Below are 17,873 nucleotides of genomic sequence, written 5' to 3' on the forward strand. Positions count from 1 at the left end.
GCCGGGAGGTCGGCCACGACGTCCCGGCGGTGACCCCCGGGCCCGGACGACCTCACTCCCCCCTCGCCCCGGGAGCCGGCACCGTGCGCAGACTGCGGCTGCGGCCGCGGAACTCGGCGATCAACTCGCCACCGCGCAGGACGCTGACGTCGTAGATGCCGCTGCGCCCGAACCGGGTGCGTTCGCGTGCCGTGTCGACGAGCACATCGCCCTCGTGGGCCGGGGCCACGAAGTCGATGTCGGCCGCGGCAGCGACCGTCACGGGGCCGTGGCTGTTGCAGGCACAGGCGAAGGCGGTGTCCGCGAGGAGGAAGAGATAGCCGCCGTGGGCGATCCCGTGACCGTTGACCATGTCCGATGTCACGGTCATGCGCAGCACAGCGGTCCCGCGGCCGTGCTCCAGCAGCTCGATGCCGAGCCGCCGCGAGGCCTTGTCCTCGGCGAACATGGCCTCCGCCGCGGAGTCCCGCGCAGATGACATCCCACTCACCACCCCAGGCGCCGAACGAACATTCGGTCAGCATAGTCGACCTGGCCGCCTGCGACCGGGCGGATGCCGCGTTGTCCGCCGGGCGCGAGGGACCGTGCCGTACGGGCTACGGCCGCACCAGGCAGGGCCGCTTGCTGTCGAAGGCCCATCCCTGGACGAGGTACTGCATGCCCACGGCGTCGTCGCGGTCCGACAGCGCCTTGTGCAGGTAGAGGTCGTGGGCGGCCATGAGCCGGTCCCGGTCGAGCCGCACACCGAGGCCGGGTGTGTCGGGAACGGCGACCTCGCCGCCGGTGATCCGTGGCGGCTCGGCGGTGAGGCGCTCCAGCCCCTCCTGCCAGATCCAGTGCGTGTCCAGCGCGTTGTACTCGCCGGGGGCCGCGGCTCCGCAATGGGCCATCATGGCCAGGGAGATGTCGAAGTGGTTGTTGGAGTGGCAACCCCACGTCAGCCCCATGGCGTTGCACAACTGGGCCACTCTCACCGACCCCTGCATGGTCCAGAAGTGCGGATCGGCGAGCGGGATGGAAACAGACTGGAGCGCCAGCGCATGGGTGAGCTGGCGCCAGTCGGTCGCGATCATGTTGGTGGCCGTGGGCAGCCCCGTGGCCCGGCGGAACTCCGCGAGAATCTCCCGGCCGGAGTACCCGCCCTCGGCCCCGCAGGGGTCTTCGGCGTAAGCGAGGGTGCCGACGAGCGGACGGCACAGCTCGACGGCCTCCCGCAGGGACCACGCGCCGTTCGGGTCGAGGGTGATCCGGGCCTCGGGAAAGCGCTCCTTGAGCGCGCGGACCGCCGCGACCTCCTCGCCGCCCGGCAGGACACCGCCCTTGAGCTTGAAGTCCCTGAATCCGTAGTGGTCCTGGGTGGCCTCGGCCTGCCGGACGATCGCCTCAGGGGTGAGCGCCTCCTCGCGGCGGATCCGATACCAGTCCACGGAGGCGTCGGGTTCGCGGACGTACTCCAGGTCCGTGCGGTCGGGGTCGCCGACGTAGAAGAGGTAGCCGAGGACGCGAACGGAGTCGCGCTGCTTCCCGTCGCCCAGCAGAGCGGCGACGGGTACCTCCAGATGCTGCCCGAGGAGGTCGAGCAGCGCCGACTCGACGGCGGTGACCGCGTGCACCGTCGTGCGCCGGTCGAAGGTCTGCTCGCCGCGGCCGCCGGAATCCCGGTCGGCGAACCGGTGGCCCATCGCGCGCAAGACGCGTCGGTAATCGCCCACACGCGCGCCGACGACCAGCGGTTCGGCCTCGCGCAGGGTACGCGTGATGCCTTCCCCGCCGGGGACCTCGCCCAGTCCGGTACGTCCTTCGGAGTCCTCGACGACAACGACGTTGCGGGTGAAGTAGGGGCCGTGGGCGCCGGAGAGGTTGAGCGCCATGGAGTCCCGGCCGGCGACCGGGTACACGGAGAACGAGGTGACGACCGGTTGGCTCATATCGTCCTCACATACAGATGCCGTCTACCCATGTAGACAGAGGTTAGGTGGAGAAACCACCGAGGTCAATGGGCGCCGGTGATCATCGCGACGCCCGCTCAGCCGGGTGGTGTCAGGATGTCGGCGTCACCCGGATACCGACCGTCCCCTGCTCACCCCTCCGCAGCCGGCTGCCCAGGAGGGTGAGGCGGCCGAGGATGCCGTACTTGCGCGCGATCAGCTGCCGGTAGCGGGCCGTGGCGGGGGCGTCGGTCAACTCGGCGGTGGCCGGGACCTGATCGCCGGTCGGGTTGCCGCGCACGTCGCAGGGCCCCACGAGGACATCGGCGCGGGCCCGGATCCGCTTGACCTTCCAGGAGTCCGCGGTGGTCCACACACCGAGCGCGTCACCGTCCCGCACCACCCAGACCGGGGTGGCGACCCCGGTGCCGTTCTTGCGGTAACTGGTGATCAGCAGATATTTGCCCGTCGCGAGCCGGTCCAGGGAGGCATCGTCCATGGGCCGCAGTCTAAGAGTCATCACGTATTGCTGTGATGTCCGTCCGGTGCCTGTGCGGAACTGCCGCGCCTGGGTGATGCGCTGTCCGTACAGCCGGCTGTTCCGACGTGGGCCTTGTGCCGCTTGTTCGCGGGTCGGGTCTCATTCGGGGTTGGTCCGGTACCAGTTGGTGGCGTTTTGCCGAGCAGAGGTCCTCGGCCGGGTGTTTCCGGCTTGGGGCTGCCGCGTGGATGCGGCCCTGGGTGAGGCGGGCACCGCGCTGCGGTTGACTCGACAGACACCTCACGATGCCAACGCGTCAAGCTGCGGCGGCCCGTTCGGTGGGGAACGCCGTGGCCTCGTCGAACAGCTTGCGGTGCTGGAGGCAGTGGTAGAGCTGGCCGATCATGCGGTTGAAGAGGTTCCTCTGGGCGGCCGCGTGCCAGTCGCCGACCTCTCTGCGGCGCCGGTAGTGGGCGTTGGCCCCGGCGGCCGCGCGCCGCTCGGCCCGGGTCTGCTGCCGGCTCGAAGACCACGAGATCCAGCGCCAATGCCGACGCAGAGACAACGCGATCAACCACGCCGCCGCAGGCGTCGGCGCGCTCCCCAAACTGAAGCTCGACATCCGGTAAGCAAGTCAGCAACCACGGTGAGACAGGTCCCCCCTGCAATAGGTGACGGGTCTTAGGCACCTCGCGGCCCGGCACGGCATCGCACGGGGGCGCCGGTACGGGTGTACGGCCGTACCGGCGCCGGGATACGCGAAGAGCAGCGTCAGGACAGCTGGCCGCCGTAGTCGGGCAGCTTGAAGGTGCGCTCTGCGTGGCCGCCGACCAGGTCGCTGTCATTGTTGCCGACGTTGGCGATGATCGTGTAGCCCTTCGCCTCGATCTCCGCGCGCTTGGCGGTCTTGTACGCGCTGACCTCGTCGAACAGGTCCGGCAGGTCACGCACGTACAGCCCGTCGACCGGGTAGCCCACGGTCTTGAGGTTCCACTCGGTGAGTTCCTCGATGATGCCGGGGCGCGCGGTGACGAAGAAGACGGAGACGCCGCGGGACTTGGCGTACTTGGCCAGGTCCAGCGAAGGCTTCACCGCCGGAGTGGGCAGTTGGTACCAGGGGTGGAAGTACGTCTCCAGCGTGGTGTTGTCGATGTCGAAGACGATCGCGAGCTTCTGCCCGGCGGCGTTCGCGGTGCGCTGCTGGACGTACGGCCGCGCCTGGTCGATGACGGCCTTCACGTCCGCCTGCCAGGTGACGTAGTCGACGGCGGAGGACTGTGCCGTCGCCACGCTCACGGTGGTCTTGGCGGGAGCCGCCGAAGCCGTCTGCGCGGCGGCGACCGTGCCGCCGATGCCCAGCGCCACGACCGCCGATACCGCGCCGATCCGGCGCCCCACACCCGGTCTTGTCATGCCGGTCCCTTCTCTCGCGTCCAACTCGCTTCAGATCGGCGGCAGTTCCTCGACCGCCGCCGCGCCCGACATGCTCACGTCCAAGAGTGGACGACAGACCACCGAGAAGTTACTCCCCGGTAGACAGTTACTCGCGAGTAGATCCGGACAGGGGCGCTCACCTGGCCAGAAGGGCCAGGAACCGCCGTGCGAAGAGATAAGCGTCACCCGGCCAGCGGGCGGAGAGATAGCGGCCGTCCTCCACCACGAAGGCATGCCTGTCGTCGGTGGCGGAGCCGCGCCGGGTGAGCACGCGGGGCCCGCGCTCGAACCGCGCCCCCGGCCCGGTGAGCGCCGAGCGCACCTCGTCCTCCACGTACGCCGGGTACGTGCGGTAGTAACGGCCAAGACGCCAGGCCGTGGTGAGGTACGCGGTGCGCTCCATGTACTTCGGCAGACAGGTGGTACGGCGGCCGGCCAGCACGCTGCGCCCGGTTCCGCCGTCAGGCGTCCGCGCAAGGACCAGGACGCCGTGGCAGATCGCACCGACCGGCCGCTCGAGCGCCCAGAACCGGGCGACCTGCCGCCGCAGTTCGCCGGAGCCGAGGTACTGCCGCATGCCGGGAGCGTGACCGCCCGGCAGCAGCAGCCCGTCGAACTCCGTCACGTCCAGATCCGCCCAGGACACCGTGGCCGCGAACTCCGGCGCCCGCGTGAGCTCTTCGTAGAACCGTACGGGCTCCGGCGCGGTGCCGAGCCGGCCGAACAACACTCCCGTCAGCAGCCGGGGGTCGGCGGCCGGACGGGTGCCGGCCCGCTCCGTCGCGAGGACGACCTGGTGGCCGGCATCGGTCAGCAGCCGCCAGGGCACCGCGACCTCGGTGACGTCGAAGTCGTGGTCCGGCACCGGCATCAGTACGCGCATGCGCTCATCATGGCAGGGTGGTCTCGTGTCCATGGCAGCACGACCCGCTGCATGGACCGCTGTCCGGGCACGCACATGTGCTGCTCGTCGAGAAGTCCTTCTTCGTCGTCGACAGGATGGTGGACCTGCTGCTCGACGATCCCGCGGCGGCCCTCGTCCTCTTCCGCGAAGGTTGCGACCGTTTCGGCGACGAGCAGTGGCGGCGCTTTCTGGAGGCGGCCAACGAGCTGATGCGGGTCAAGAGCGGCGACGAGCCGGGGGCTCCCGCCGATTCCTTCTTCCGCGTGGTCGACGCCCTGCACAGGGCGCATCCGCACGACGACGCCGACGAGATCCTCGGCCTGCTGGGCCGGACACGGGAGCGGGCCCGGGCGCATCGCGCGCGGGTCGTGAAGAACCCGTCGATCGTGCCCGCGCTCAACCTCTTGGTTCCGGCGATCCTCGGCACGGCGGCGTACTGGCGGGCAGGCGGGCGGCCCGTCTCGCTCGTCCACGACGAGCAGAACGTGCTCACCGCGCAGCGCATCGCCTGGATCGAGGAGACGGCCCGGCTCCACCGGCTCCGGCTCGTCGACTCACGGCTGGACCCACGGGTGCAACTCGCCGACTTTCTCGCCGGGATCGCCCGGAAGATCGCCTCGGACGAGCTGAACGGACGAGGTGAATCCACGCTGACCGAGCTGTTGCGGCCGTACGTGGACGGGGACTCGATGTGGGGCGACGAGCGCAGCGGCGTGCTGCTGGGGCCGTTCTCGGCATCGCCCACAGGGTGAGTTCCACGGCTCATCGCTGAACACCCCGGCGCGGCCGCACGTATGGAGTGGAGGCGCTCGACGACCGGAGTGCCCCGCGGTGGTGACGCCGTGCGTTCGCAGTTCGGGAGCCATGGATGAGGCATGCACGACGACGGATGGTCCGGCGGGGGGCACGCATCGCGGCAGCCGGCGGAGTGCTCCTGGGAGGACTGATGGTCACCCAGGCCCTGGCCGCCGAACCGTCCGGCGCGCAGACTCCCGACAGCACATCGGTGCAGGTCGCCTCACGGACGGGTGCCGAACTGCTGGCAGGGCTCGGCGCCTCGCGCACCGCGGGCAGCTGGGTGGCCTCCGACGGCACACCCGTCGTGGCCGTGACGGACCGTGCCGCGGCCTTGCGCGTCACGGCGGCCGGGGCCCGGGCGAAGATGGTCGGCCACAGTATGGATCAGCTCAAGTCGGCTACGCAGGAGCTGAGTTCGGCGCCCAGGGTGGCCGGCACCGCCTGGGCCGTGGACTACCGGACCAACAAGGTCGTGGTAGAGGCCGACAGCAGCGTGTCCGCCTCAGACTGGTCCCGGTTGACCCAACTCGCCGATGGCATCGGCGACTTCGTGCACATGGAGCGCACCCAGGGCAGATTCACCACCCGGGTGAACGGCGCGCAGCCTATCTTCTCGACCAGTGGCCGCTGTTCGGCCGGCTTCAATGTGACCAATGGCCAGAGCGAGTTCATCCTCACCGCCGGACACTGCGGGCCCGGCGGCACGCTCTGGTTCTCCGACAACACGGGCCGCACGCAGCTGGGCCGGACGGTGACGTCGGAGTTCCCGGGCAACGGAGACTTCTCCCTCATCCGGTACGAGAACGGTCAGGAGACCCCCGGCGAGAACGTGGTGGCCATCGGCGGCGGTCGCGGTGTGCGCATCACGGCGTCCGGGGACCCGGTCGTCGGGCAGAAGGTCTTCCGCAGTGGCAGTACCAGCGGTCTGCGCGAGGGCGAGGTCACCGCGCTGGGCGCCACGGTCAACTATCCCGAGGGCACGGTCACCGGCCTCATCCAGACCACGGTGTGCGCCGAACCGGGAGACAGCGGCGGCCCGTTGTTCTCCGAGGGCATCGCGCTCGGGGTCACGTCGGGCGGCAGCGGGGACTGCCGGTCAGGCGGTACGACGTTCTTCCAGCCGGTGACGCAGGCGATGGCGGCGCTGGGTGTGCAGCTCACCGGGCAGTCGCCGGCGTCGGCGAGTGCGGGCGCCCAGACCTCAGGAGGTCCCGCGCCGTCCGACTCGCCCGCGCAGGGTGCGGCCATCGCGCCCGGCTCGGCGGCCCCCGGCCCGGCGGCTCCCGGCGCGGTCCAGGGGGTCGGGGTCACCGGTGCCTCCGACGGCTTCGTGGCACGGCTCACCGACCCGCGGAACGTCGGGCCGGGCCTTCTCGTCATCGCGGGCAGCCTCGTCGCCCTGGTCGCCACCCGCTACATCCGCACGGAACAGGAGCGCAACGCCTACCGCCGCGCCTACTCCGGCACTTGGGGCTGAGGCTCCTCAGGCACGGGTGCGCAGCGTCGGCGCCCGTGCCCGAGCGGCGTCGGACGGCGTGCTACGGCCGTTGCTGTTGAGAACGGCGGGTATCGAGGGAGACGGGGAGAGCGGCGGATCTGCCGAGCCGTCGGTCTTCCGAAGCGGGGAGCTTCACGCAGCGACCGGGCGGGCCCTCACGCCGCTTGCGTCGGGTCCGGCGAAGCCGCGGCCCACTCCTTGACGAGCCGCTCGTACTCCCGCCGCTCCTCCATGCTCAGCGTCCCGCCGCTCCGGAACCACAAGGCCCGGATCTCCTCGTTCACCTCGTCGGCGGAGCGTTCCGCCGCAGGTTGGGGAGTGGTGGACATGCCGTGAAGCATACGGGGCCCGGCGTGAAGGCGCTGTGAGTAATCAGGCATCTCCCGGCATTCCGGGCCGTGAAGCTGATCACTTCTCAGGAGGGAACAGGGACGCACCCACGTGGGTCGTACGCGGCCCGGCCGTGCACCAGGACGGCCGGGCCGCGGGTTCACATCAGGTGCCCGGCTTGCGGCCGTACACGAACACGTCGTCGCCGACCTTGAGCAGCGACCAGTACTTCTTGGCGTCGGTCGTGGTCATGTTGACGCAGCCGTGCGAGCCCGGCGGGTTCCACATGCTGAGACCGACGGAGTGGAAGGCCTGGCCGCCGTCGAAGAACTGGCTGTACGGCATGGGCACGTGGTAGACGCTCGACACATGGTCGATGTCCCGCCAGTAGATCTTCTTCAGTCCGGTGCGGGTCTCGTAGCCGTTGCGGCCGGTGCGTACCGGGACCGGGCCATAGACGAGCCGGCTGCCGTCCTGGATCCAGCTGAGCTGGAGCGTGAGGTTCACACACGCGATACGGCCCTTGTTGACGGGGCACTTCCCGTCCTTGTTGGGGTTCTTCCCGACGGCCTTCTGCTTGTTCATGAGGTCCATCACGCCCCAGGTGACGGGACCCGCGTAGCCGATGGCCGGGGTGATGCCGTGCTTGTTCTGGAAGGCCTGGATGGCCTTGCAGTCGGCGGCTGACTGCTTGCCGTCGACCGGCCGGCCGAGGAACTTCTCGACCTGCTTCTGATACGGGCCGGTACTCGTGGTGCAACTCGCGGCACCCGCGGGCGCGGCGCCGAGTGCGAGTGTGAGCGGAGTCACCAGTGCGGTGATGCCCAGTGCGACGGCTCCCCGTCTGCGTATGTCCCCCATGGCCGCCCTTTCGTCATCCGTGCGCGCCCCGAGCGGGGTGCTCTCCCCTGCCTAACAGGTTTCGTGTGATAGACCGGCACCGAGCCGCCCTGGTTGTAGCACGAATCACACTGCGACGAAACGGTGACATTCCACCGGGATCTCCCCTTCGCGGCGGTGTGCGGGGACATATGAGGGCCCCCGACCGTGATCGGGGGCCGATGCGGATCCGACCGCGGAGCGGAGAACAGGGTCGCGCTGATCGCCGGCACCATGCTGCCGGCCGGTGCGGCGGGCAGCGGAGTGGCGATGGCGGCACCCCCGCCACGGCTCCTCCCACCGTCCAGGCACAGCACCAGCATGGCCACAAGGACGACGACTGGGGCGACTGGGGCCACTGCGGCGACTGGGGCGGGTACGGACACCCTCCGGGTCCACGACCGGGTGCCGGTCCGCGGCTCAGGGCGCGGACCGGCACCCGGCGTCGCGTGCCGCTGCGGCCCGAGTGGCGGCGCAGGCCCGCGCCACCACCCGGGCGAGTACGGCTCAGGCGGCCTTGTCGGCCCGGCCCCGGTGAGTGCGCACGATGTCCGCGTACCGGTGCCCCGTGCCCTTGATCGTCCGAACCTGGGTGCGGTAGTCGACGTGGACGAGTCCGAACCGCTTGTCGTAGCCGTACGCCCACTCGAAGTTGTCGAGCAGCGACCAGGCGAAATAGCCGGCCAGCGGGGCGCCCTTGCGGGCCGCCGAGGCGCAGGCCGCGAGATGCCCGACCAGGTAGTCCTGGCGTTCGGGGTCGTCCACGGTGCCGTCGGGACGTACGACGTCGGGGAAGGAGGAGCCGTTCTCGGTGACGAACAGCCTGCGGGCGCCGTAGTCGTCGGTGAGGCGCAGCAGCAATGTCTCGATGCCGCTCGCGTCGATCTCCCAGTCCATGCCGGTGCGCGGCACTCCGGAACGGCGCACTGAGCGGACGCGGGGAGCCGGACCGGCCGGGTCGTCGGCGACGGTGGCCGGGAAGTAGTAGTTCAGGCCCAGCCAGTCCAGGGGTGCGGCGATCGTCTCCAGGTCGCCGGGGCGCTCGGGGAGTTCGACCCCGTAGACGTCGCGCATGTCCTCCGGGAAGCCGCGGCCGTGGACCGGGTCCAGCCACCAGCGGTTGACATGACCGTCCATGCGGTGGGCCGCGGCCTGGTCCTGGGGGCTGTCGCTGGCGGCGTGCACGGTGGACAGGTTGTTGACGATACCGACCTGGGCGTCCGGGGCGGCGGCGCGGATCGCCTGGACGGCCAGGCCGTGGCCGAGGAGCAGGTGGTAGGAGGCCCGGATGGCGGCGGTCAGATCGGTGAGACCGGGGGCCATCTTGCCCTCGAGGTGCCCGATCCAGGCCGAGCACAGCGGTTCGTTGAGCGTCGCCCAGTGAGTGACGCGGTCGCCCAGCCGCTCGGCGACGACCGACGCGTAGGCGGCGAAGTGCTCGGCGGTCTCCCGCTCGGGCCAGCCGCCCCGGTCCTGGAGCACCTGCGGCAGGTCCCAGTGGTACAGAGTGACCGACGGGGTGATGCCGGCCTCCAGCAGGGCGTCGACCAACTCGTCGTAGAAGGCGAGCCCCTTGGGGTTCACCGGGCCGTCGCCACCGGGGATCACCCGGGGCCAGGCGATGGACAGCCGGTAGGCGTTGGTGCCGAGTTGCTTCATCAACCCGATGTCCTCGCGCCAGCGGTGGTAGTGGTCGCAGGCGACGTCGCCGTTGTCGTCACCTGCGATCTTTCCCGGGGTGTGCGAGAAGGTGTCCCAGATCGAGGGCGAGCGGCCGTCCTCGTCGACGGCCCCCTCGATCTGGTACGCCGATGTGGCCGTGCCCCACAGGAAGTCGTGCGGGAGCGCGGCGAGGTCGATGCGTTCGGACACAGAAGTCCTCTCAGGAATAGGCGTGTCGGTCACTTCACGGCTCCGGCGGTGAGCCCGGTGACGAGGTAGCGCTGCAGCAGCAGGAAGCCGGCGACCACGGGGACGCTGACGACGAGCGAGGCGGCCATGATCTGGTTCCAGTAGACGTCGTTCAACGTCGAGTAGCCCTGCAGGCCGACGGCGAGGGTGCGGGTGGTGTCGTTGGTCATCACGGAGGCGAAGAGCACCTCGCCCCAGGCGGTCATGAAGGCGTAGACGGCGACCGCGACGATGCCGGGGATCGCGGCCGGTACGACGATCCGGAAGAGCGCGCCGAGCGGTCCGCATCCGTCCACCAGCGCCGCCTCGTCCAGATCGCGCGGCACCGAGTCGAGATACCCGATGAGCATCCAGATCGAGAAGGGCAGCGAGAAGGTGAGGTACGTGAGGATCAGCCCGCCGCGCGAGCCGAACAGGGCGATGCCGGTGGCGTTGCCGATGTTGACGTACAGCAGGAACAGCGGGAGCAGGAAGAGGATGCCCGGGAACATCTGGGTGGACAGCACGGTGACCGTGAAGACGCGCTTGCCCCGGAAGTCGTAGCGACTGACGGCGTACGCCGAGAACACCGCGATCACCACCGAGCAGACGGTCGCCGCACCCGCCACGATCAGCGAGTTCATGAAGTACTTGGCCAGCGGGACCGTCGACCAGATGTCGATGTAGGGGCGGATCGTCAGGCCGCTCGGCAGCCAGCGGAACTTCCCCGACACATCCGCGAGCGGCTTCAGGGAGCTGGAGACCATCACGTAGACCGGTATCAGGACGAAGCCGGTGAGCAGCGTGAGGAAGATCCGCCGGGACCAGAGGAAGGAGCGCGGCGGGGCCATCGGCGACCGGGGCGCACTGGGCGTGCGCGTCAGGCGCGGTGCCCGGATGGTGCTAGACATCGGCCGTCTTCCTTCCTCGGGAGGTCAGCAGCAGGTACACGCCCGTCACGACGAGCAGGAAGAGCAGCAGCAGCACGGACATGGCCGAGCCGGTGCCGAAGTTCCAGGTGACGAACGAGGCTTGGTAGATGTGGACCGAGATGAGGTCCGCGGCCTCGGGCGCGGCCCTGCCGAACAGGACGTACGGGGTGTTGAAGTCGTTGAACGTCCACAGGAACAGCACCAGGATCAGCACCTGGTTGACCGCGCGCAGCGACGGCAGGGTGATGCGGCGGATCTGCTGCCACATCCCGGCACCGTCGAGGGCGGCCGCCTCGTACAGCTCCCTGGGGATGTTCTGCAGACCGGCCATGACGATGAGGAAGGCGAAGGGCCACCCCTTCCAGACGGACACGACGAGCAGGGCGATGAAGCTGTTGTCGCCGATGAGCCAGAACGAGGGCTTGTCCGTGAGGTGCAGCTGGTCGTGCAGGACGTGGTTCACCAGGCCGTTGTCGTGCTGGAACATGAACACCCAGGTGATGACGGCGGCGTAGACGGGCAGCGCGTACGGCACGAGGAAGAGCGCGCGCAGCAGCCCGCGGCCGCGGAAGGTGTCCTGCATGTAGATCGCGGCCACGGTGCCGATCAGCCAGCACAGCCCCACCGACAGGAGGGTGAAGGCGACGGTGACGAGGAACGAGTGGAGCAGTGCGTCCCCCACGGGGGCGTTGAAGTCCACCGAGACCTTGTAGTTGTCCAGGCCGGACCAGGGGGCGTTGCCCCAGTCGCGGATGTAGAACTGCGTGAGCTCCTTGAAGCTCATCACGATGCCGATCACCATCGGCACCAGATGGACCAGGAGTTCGAGGATCAGGGCGGGCAGGAGCAGCAGGTAGGGCAGTGCGATGCGGCGGATCCGCCCGGTGCGGCGCGGGCCGCGCGCCGCACCGGGGGAGCTCTTCCGTACCGTCCGCTCGCCAGGTTCGGCGGAGGCGGTCGTGGTGGTCATGGCTGTGTCCGCGCTCACTTCGCCGGCATCTGCTGCTGGGCCTTCTGGAGTGCCGCCTTCACCGACTCGGTGGTCACCGGCCGTCCGGCCGCGGCGTCGGCGAACAGTCCCTTGACGGCCGTGCCGACCGTCGTCTCGAACTGGGACTCGTCGGCGACCTGCGGCAGCGCGGCGGCGCTGGTGGCAAGGGTGTTCTTGAGCACGGCGTTCGCCGGGCTGTTGAACGCGGCGTCCGACTGGGCGTTCTTGACCGGCGGGATGGAGCTGTACGCGGTGTTGAGGATCTTCTGCTCCGCGTCGCTGGTCATGAACTTCACGAACTGCGTGGCGCCGTCGAGGTTGTGCGAGTTCTTGAAGACAGCCAGGTTGATTCCAGCCACCATCGAGTTGACGTTCGTGCCCGTCCCCGGGGTGCCGGACTGCACGGGCACCGGGGCGATGCCGTACGCGTCCTCGCTCATGCCCTGCGACTTGAGGTTGGCGGAGGCGGACTGCCACAGGAGGATCGCCGTCTTGCCCTTGGCGAAGTCGCTCACCGACTGGTTCTGCGCGTACTCCGCGTTGCCCTGCGGGATGACCTTGTCCTTGGCCATGAGATCGACGTACTGCTTGACCGCGGCGACCACGCCGTCGCTCGTGAAGTCGGCCTTGCCGTCCGCGGTGAAGAAGTCTGCGCCGTGCTGCTTGGCGAAGACGAAGACGTGGTGGATGTTCTCCGAGACGTTGGAGCCCTCGGCGCCGAGGACCTGCTTGCCCTTCTGCTGGATCTTCTTGCCGTCCGCGACCAGCTCGTTCCAGGTGGCCGGGGGCTGGGAGATGCCGGCGTCGCTGAAGATCTGCTTGTTGTAGTAGAGCGCGTACGCCATCGAGTACAGCGGTACCGCGGCCGGGTCCTTGCCCTGCGCGCCCGTGGAGCCGAGCGCCGAGTCGACGAAGCGGTCCTTTCCGCCGATCTTGTCGAAGTTCTTGGCGTCCCACGGCAGCAGTGCCCCGGTGGCCTGCAGGGAGGCGCTCCAGGTGTTGCCGATGTTCAGCACGTCGGGGCCCTGACCGGACGTGGTCGCGGTGAGGATCCGGTTCAGCAGGTCCGACCAGGGGACGACCTCCAGCTTGACCTTGATCCCGGTCTGCTTCTCGAACTTGTCGAGCTCGGGCTGGAGGACCTTCTTGTCGACCTCGATGCTGGCGCCCTGGTTGGAGGCCCAGTACGTGAGCGTCTTCGGCGAGTCGTTGGACCCGCCGTTCGTCGACGAACCGCCTCCGCAGGCCGAGGCGGCAAGGGCGAGAGACAAGGTGACGGCGCCTACGGCCGCGGCTCGGATACTGCGCATGGCTCCTGGTGTCCCTTTCCGGGAGTCGAAACCCAGAGGAAGGCTGCGGCAGCGGCACACGTGCGGCCCCCGAAGCTCCTCATGGCTTAATTTAGGACGTGAGTTAAACCTCAACGGGTAGGTACGTCAAGGGTTCTCACACCCCTCGCGGAATCCGGTTTCAACTCTTGATGCATCCGTACGACGGCTGAGGCATTCGCACGCGGGCGAGCGCCCCGTCCCACCTCGCCCCCGCACGACCGCGCGCCCCGGTTCGCACCGGGGCGCCGTCCCTCAGCGCTCCAGGAAGTCGAAGAGCTCCTCCCACCGACGGGTGATCACATCCGGGGCGAAGCGCTGCACGTTCTGGCGCGCCTTCTCCCCCATCGTGTCGCGGAGGTTCTCGTCGGCCATCAACCGCACCAGTTGCCGGGCGAGTTCGGAGATGTTGCCGTGCCGGGCCAGCAGACCGTCCTCGCCGTCCCTGACGATCTCGCGCACCCCCGGTGAACAGTCGAACGCGGCACACGGCACGCCACAGGCCATCGCCTCGAGGATGACGAGCGGAAAGCCCTCGCCCCGGGAGGACTGCACGAACACCGAGGACCGCCCGAGCGCCACGGTCACGTCGTCCGTCTGCCCCGCCCACTCGACCGAGTCGTCCAGACCGAGCCCGGTGCACTGCTGCCGGAGCGCGTCCTCGTACTCGCCGGCACCGTAGATCCGCAGGATCCACCCGGGCTGCCGCGGCGCGGCCTCGGCCCAGACGTCCAGCAGCAAGTCGACACCCTTCGCGTGGCTCAGCCGCCCGATGCTGGCCACCACCTTCTCCGTGCGCGGCGAGGAAGCGCCGGGCATCAGCGGCAGCGGGTTCGGCATGAACCCGACGTTGTTGAGGCCTTCCCGCACCCAGCGGTCCGCGTCCTCCTGGGTGAGGACCAGCAGCCTGTCCACGCCCTCGTAGTACTTCTTCACCCGCTCGAAGCGCGAGGAGCGGCGGGAGGCGTCGAAGGACTCATGGCTCATGCCGATGACCGGGAGCCCGGCGGTGTCCGCCAGCGCCACCCACTCCATCGCCCAGACCTGGGTCACGATGATCACCGCGCCGGGCCGTGCGGCGCGGAAGATGCCGGTCAGGCGTTCGGCCGCGGCCCGCATACCCGCCTCCCGGCGGTGTACCGCGGGATCCAGCCGGCCCAGCCGGACCCGCGGTCTGCGCCGGCCCGGTGGCCGCCGGTCGTACAGGGTCACCGTTTCGAACGGCGGATCCTCGCCGAGGTCCATCGGCACCTCGGGCGGGGAGACGCCGATGATCCGCACCCGGTGGCCGCGCTCCGCGAACAGCCTGGCCATCTGGGCCTGCCAGCGGCCCACGCCACCGAGCTCGTTGACCTCGTTGGCGACAAAGTAGATCTCACGCTGCGTCATCGGGTCTCTCCCGCAGGGCCGAAGAAACGGTCCACGATGCGAGCCGCCGCGTCCCCGCGGTCGTACTCGCCGTACTTGTCCACGAACTCCTTGAGCTGCGCCTCGTACTGGGTGCCCACGGCCGGCAGGTCGGACACCGCGGCGAACAGTTCGTCCTCGGTGCGGGCCACCGGTCCCGGGGCCTCCGTCAGCAGGTCGAAGTACGTGCCGCGCATGTCCTCGGCGTACTCCTCCCAGTCGTAGGCGTAGAAGACGAGCGGCCGGCGCAGCAGCGCATAGTCGAACATCACGGACGAGTAGTCGGTGATCAGAGCGTCGGCGAGCAGCAGGAGCGGGGTGATGTCGGGTTCACCGGTCACGTCCACGACCCGGCCCGCCACCGACGGCGGCAGGGCGACCCGGTTCAGGTAGTGGGAGCGGACCAGGAGGGTGCACTGGTCCCCGAAGCGGTCGGCGAAACGTTCCACGTCGAAGGGGAACTCGAAGGCCCGTACGGCGCCGTCGGCACGGGCACGGAACGTGGGCGCGTACAGCACCACGCGGTGTCCCGGCTGGATGCCGAGTCTCTCGGCGAGCCGGCGCAGGTCCGGGTCGGGCGCCTGTGGGTCGCGGGCCGCCCGGACGAGAGCGTCGTTGCGGGGGTAGCCCGAGCGCAGCAGCTTCCCCTCGGGGATGCGGTAGGCCCGGGCCAGGGTGCGGACGTCGTGCTCGCTGCGGACCAGGAAGTGGTCGAAGCGGTCCAGCGCCGCCTGGTAGGCGCGCTGCTCCTGCTCCGGCATCACCCGGTAGCCGGGCTCGTCGAAGCCCATCTTCTTCAGGGCCGAACCGTGCCAGGTCTGGATGTAGGTGGTCTCCGGGCGTTTGGACAGCCGCAGCGGGAACCCCTGGTTGTCGATCCAGAACTCGGCCTGGGCCAGCGCCCTCAGGTAACGCCAGGACCAGCGGCGGACGAGTTCGGCGTCGGCCGGGAAGCCTTCGGGCCGCTTGCCCGCGTAGGACCAGATGGCCGTGACCGGGGCACGGCGGCGGCGCATTTCCTCGTAGACGGCCCTGGGGCTGTCGCTGTACTGCCGGCCGAGGTGGCTCTCGAAGACGACCGTGCCCCTGCGGACCGGAAGGAGGCGCAGCATGTGGTGGTACCCCTGGATCTTGCGCGGGCCGGAGACCAGCTCTCTTCTGACGGCCCGGGCGGTGCGGTAGGCACCCTTGACGGTCCTCGCTGCGGAGCCGTGCAGATTGCGGTCCACGACGGCGCGCCCGCGGCGGGCCGGCGCGCCGTGCTGGGTCAGGCGGAAGGCGAGATGCCCCTTGGCCGAGGCCTGGGGTTCGAGCCGGTCGGCCACGAGCCGGCTGAGCCTGGGTTGCACGGGCACCGACGCGGAGTTCTCCAGGTCGACGCGCCCGGCCGTGATGCGGGTGGTGGTGCGCTTGCCGTCCGCCGTCAGGTGCAGCCGCACGTCCCAGACCTCGTCGACGACGCCGAGCGGGCGGAAGCGGGCGGAAAGCGGGATCACGGCCTGCCAGGTGATGGTGTCGCCCGCGTGACGGACCGTCCGCACCGGGAACCGGAAGGTCTGCAGACTACGGCGGCGGGCCCGGAACTCCAGCTCGGCGGCGAGTCGGGCGTCCGGCGCGACGGTCCCCAGCGGATTGACCACCGCGCCCTCGAGCACCACCAGGTCCCCGCGTACGGCGTATCCAGTGAGCAGGTTGCGCAGAAACATCCGCTCCAGCGGTGTGCCGTGGTGGCCGAGACCGGTGACGTCCATGATCTCGCGTGCCTTGGGGTCGTCCAGGTACTGGTGGCACCAGTAGACGCGGCCGTCGCGCTCGGCGAGCGGCGCCGAGATCTTGTCCCGGGTGATCAGTGTGTCGATCGCGGGCATCAGGTTGTCCCAGTCCTCCCGCAGCAGCAGGTAGGCGCAGATGGCGTGCACGCGGTCCAGCTGGGCGTACGCCGCCTCGGGGAAGTCCTGGATGTAGCCGCGGGCCAGCTCCGCGAAGCGGTGCCGGTAACCGTCGTCGAGGAACGGCAGGTCGCGCAGATACAGCACGAGGTCGTGCTTGAGGAACTTGATGGCCTTCTGCAGCTTGAGTCCGTCGAGGGCCCGACGGTCCAGCACGGCGTCGATACGGCGGTGGATCTCCAGCCGGTCCGTGAAGTTGTTGATCTCGTGGCGCCGGTTGCTGATCGACTTGGCCGTGGTCTTCTCCGCCACGTGCCAGTAGTAGACCGTGTTGGGGATGAGGGTGATCCGGCCCGCCGCGAGATAGGCCTGCGCCGAGAAGAGCAGGTCCTCGTAGTGGATGCCCCGCGGGAAGGTGAGCTCGTTCTCGAGGAGGAACGCGCGCCGGTAGCACTTGTTGGTCGACAGGGTGTCGAAGACGAAGAGGTCAGGCAGCTCCGCGATCGACTCGACGGTGCGCGTGGACTGGTACAGCCAGGGGTACCAGGGGATCCGCTTGTCGTGCCGGCTGTCGGTGTGCACCCGGACGCACAGTCCCGAGACCAGGTCCGCACCGGTGCGGTCGGCCGCTTCCAGCATGTTGCGGCAGGCGTTGCGCTCGAGGGTGTCGTCGCTGTCCAGGAACATCACATAGCGGCCCCGGGCCACGACCATGCCCTGGTTGCGCGGCTCCCCGCAACCGCCGCTGTTCCGCTCCAGCCGGATCGCCCGCACCCGGCCGGGGTGGTCCGCGGCGAGCTGTCGCGCGACCGTGTAGGAGTCGTCCGTCGAACAGTCGTCGGCGATGATCACTTCCACGTTGCGCAGCGTCTGGTCGAGCACGGAGCGTACGGCCACCGGGAGCCGCCGGGCATCGTTGTAGACGATGACGACGACGCTGATGTCCGGTTCCGCCCCGTCTGCTCCGGGATTGTCGATCGACACGGCCACCTCTCGTCTCGGGTTGCGGCTCTCTCCGGACGACTGACCCGTCACCGCCACGGCTCGGTGGCGTCCGCGAGGGCATCCCGCGGACAGGGGTACGTCCGGGTTCGGCTCTGGAACTGGACCCTACATGTTGTAGGGTTTCGCGTGCGTGTCCGGCCTGGGCGAGGGGGCTCCCCTCGGCCCTTCCACGCTACGTG

The 17,873-nt window shown here is 69.5% G+C and carries 15 protein-coding genes and 1 pseudogene; 2 read left to right on the top strand and 14 right to left on the bottom strand.

Features of this window, described 5'->3' with window-relative positions; all coding sequences use genetic code 11:
- Window positions 1-52 precede the first annotated feature (52 nt).
- The 6 genes and pseudogenes from paaI to ACWDA7_RS07460 all read right to left on the bottom strand — a co-directional run bounded on the left by paaI (window position 53) and on the right by ACWDA7_RS07460 (window position 4,726).
- On the bottom strand, window positions 53-481 hold the full coding sequence (gene paaI, locus ACWDA7_RS07435) for a hydroxyphenylacetyl-CoA thioesterase PaaI (RefSeq protein WP_450603229.1): 429 nt from the start codon (window positions 479-481) through the stop codon (window positions 53-55).
- 115 nt (window positions 482-596) lie between these two features.
- Window positions 597-1,928, bottom strand: a complete 1,332-nt coding sequence (locus tag ACWDA7_RS07440; RefSeq protein ID WP_450603230.1) for an enolase C-terminal domain-like protein — start codon at window positions 1,926-1,928, stop codon at window positions 597-599.
- Window positions 1,929-2,040: 112 nt separating this feature from the next.
- Window positions 2,041-2,427, bottom strand: coding sequence for a PPOX class F420-dependent oxidoreductase (locus tag ACWDA7_RS07445; RefSeq protein WP_361826132.1), 387 nt, complete (start codon window positions 2,425-2,427; stop codon window positions 2,041-2,043).
- 298 nt (window positions 2,428-2,725) lie between these two features.
- A pseudogene (locus ACWDA7_RS07450) lies at window positions 2,726-2,902 on the bottom strand (IS110 family transposase); the annotation flags it as partial.
- Between the two features lie 278 nt (window positions 2,903-3,180).
- Window positions 3,181-3,822, bottom strand: coding sequence for an HAD family acid phosphatase (locus tag ACWDA7_RS07455; RefSeq protein ID WP_450603231.1), 642 nt, complete (start codon window positions 3,820-3,822; stop codon window positions 3,181-3,183).
- A 157-nt stretch (window positions 3,823-3,979) separates the two neighbouring features.
- Entirely contained in the window at window positions 3,980-4,726 is a 747-nt protein-coding gene (locus ACWDA7_RS07460; protein ID WP_450603232.1) for a type 1 glutamine amidotransferase domain-containing protein, read from the bottom strand.
- A 17-nt stretch (window positions 4,727-4,743) separates the two neighbouring features.
- On the opposite strand from ACWDA7_RS07460, the gene ACWDA7_RS07465 reads away from it, so the two are divergent.
- Both ACWDA7_RS07465 and ACWDA7_RS07470 read left to right on the top strand, forming a co-directional pair.
- On the top strand, window positions 4,744-5,499 hold the full coding sequence (locus ACWDA7_RS07465; RefSeq protein WP_450603233.1) for a hypothetical protein: 756 nt from the start codon (window positions 4,744-4,746) through the stop codon (window positions 5,497-5,499).
- 116 nt (window positions 5,500-5,615) lie between these two features.
- Complete coding sequence (locus ACWDA7_RS07470; RefSeq protein ID WP_450603234.1) at window positions 5,616-7,022, top strand: S1 family peptidase; 1,407 nt, start codon at window positions 5,616-5,618, stop codon at window positions 7,020-7,022.
- Between the two features lie 176 nt (window positions 7,023-7,198).
- On the opposite strand, the gene ACWDA7_RS07475 is transcribed toward ACWDA7_RS07470, so the two are convergent.
- The 8 genes from ACWDA7_RS07475 to ACWDA7_RS07510 all read right to left on the bottom strand — a co-directional run bounded on the left by ACWDA7_RS07475 (window position 7,199) and on the right by ACWDA7_RS07510 (window position 17,673).
- Window positions 7,199-7,384, bottom strand: coding sequence for a hypothetical protein (locus ACWDA7_RS07475; protein ID WP_359404622.1), 186 nt, complete (start codon window positions 7,382-7,384; stop codon window positions 7,199-7,201).
- Window positions 7,385-7,538: 154 nt separating this feature from the next.
- Window positions 7,539-8,234: a L,D-transpeptidase family protein gene (locus ACWDA7_RS07480; protein ID WP_450603235.1), complete on the bottom strand. Its 696-nt coding sequence runs from the start codon at window positions 8,232-8,234 to the stop codon at window positions 7,539-7,541.
- Window positions 8,235-8,759: 525 nt separating this feature from the next.
- Window positions 8,760-10,124: a GH1 family beta-glucosidase gene (locus ACWDA7_RS07485; protein WP_450603236.1), complete on the bottom strand. Its 1,365-nt coding sequence runs from the start codon at window positions 10,122-10,124 to the stop codon at window positions 8,760-8,762.
- Window positions 10,125-10,153: 29 nt separating this feature from the next.
- A complete protein-coding gene (locus tag ACWDA7_RS07490) occupies window positions 10,154-10,993 on the bottom strand; it encodes a carbohydrate ABC transporter permease (protein ID WP_359404651.1) in 840 nt (279 codons plus the stop codon).
- 52 nt (window positions 10,994-11,045) lie between these two features.
- The gene (locus ACWDA7_RS07495) at window positions 11,046-12,044 is read right to left on the bottom strand and encodes a carbohydrate ABC transporter permease (RefSeq protein ID WP_450603237.1); all 999 of its coding nucleotides are present in this window, start codon (window positions 12,042-12,044) and stop codon (window positions 11,046-11,048) included.
- A 14-nt stretch (window positions 12,045-12,058) separates the two neighbouring features.
- Window positions 12,059-13,375, bottom strand: a complete 1,317-nt coding sequence (locus tag ACWDA7_RS07500) for an extracellular solute-binding protein (RefSeq protein WP_432936015.1) — start codon at window positions 13,373-13,375, stop codon at window positions 12,059-12,061.
- Between the two features lie 273 nt (window positions 13,376-13,648).
- Complete coding sequence (locus tag ACWDA7_RS07505) at window positions 13,649-14,782, bottom strand: glycosyltransferase family 4 protein (protein ID WP_450603238.1); 1,134 nt, start codon at window positions 14,780-14,782, stop codon at window positions 13,649-13,651.
- Window positions 14,779-17,673: a bifunctional glycosyltransferase/CDP-glycerol:glycerophosphate glycerophosphotransferase gene (locus ACWDA7_RS07510; protein ID WP_450603239.1), complete on the bottom strand. Its 2,895-nt coding sequence runs from the start codon at window positions 17,671-17,673 to the stop codon at window positions 14,779-14,781. The genes ACWDA7_RS07505 and ACWDA7_RS07510 overlap by 4 nt, the downstream gene beginning before the upstream one ends.
- Between the last annotated feature and the right edge of the window lie 200 nt (window positions 17,674-17,873).

The organism is Streptomyces sp. NPDC001156, assembly GCF_053598275.1.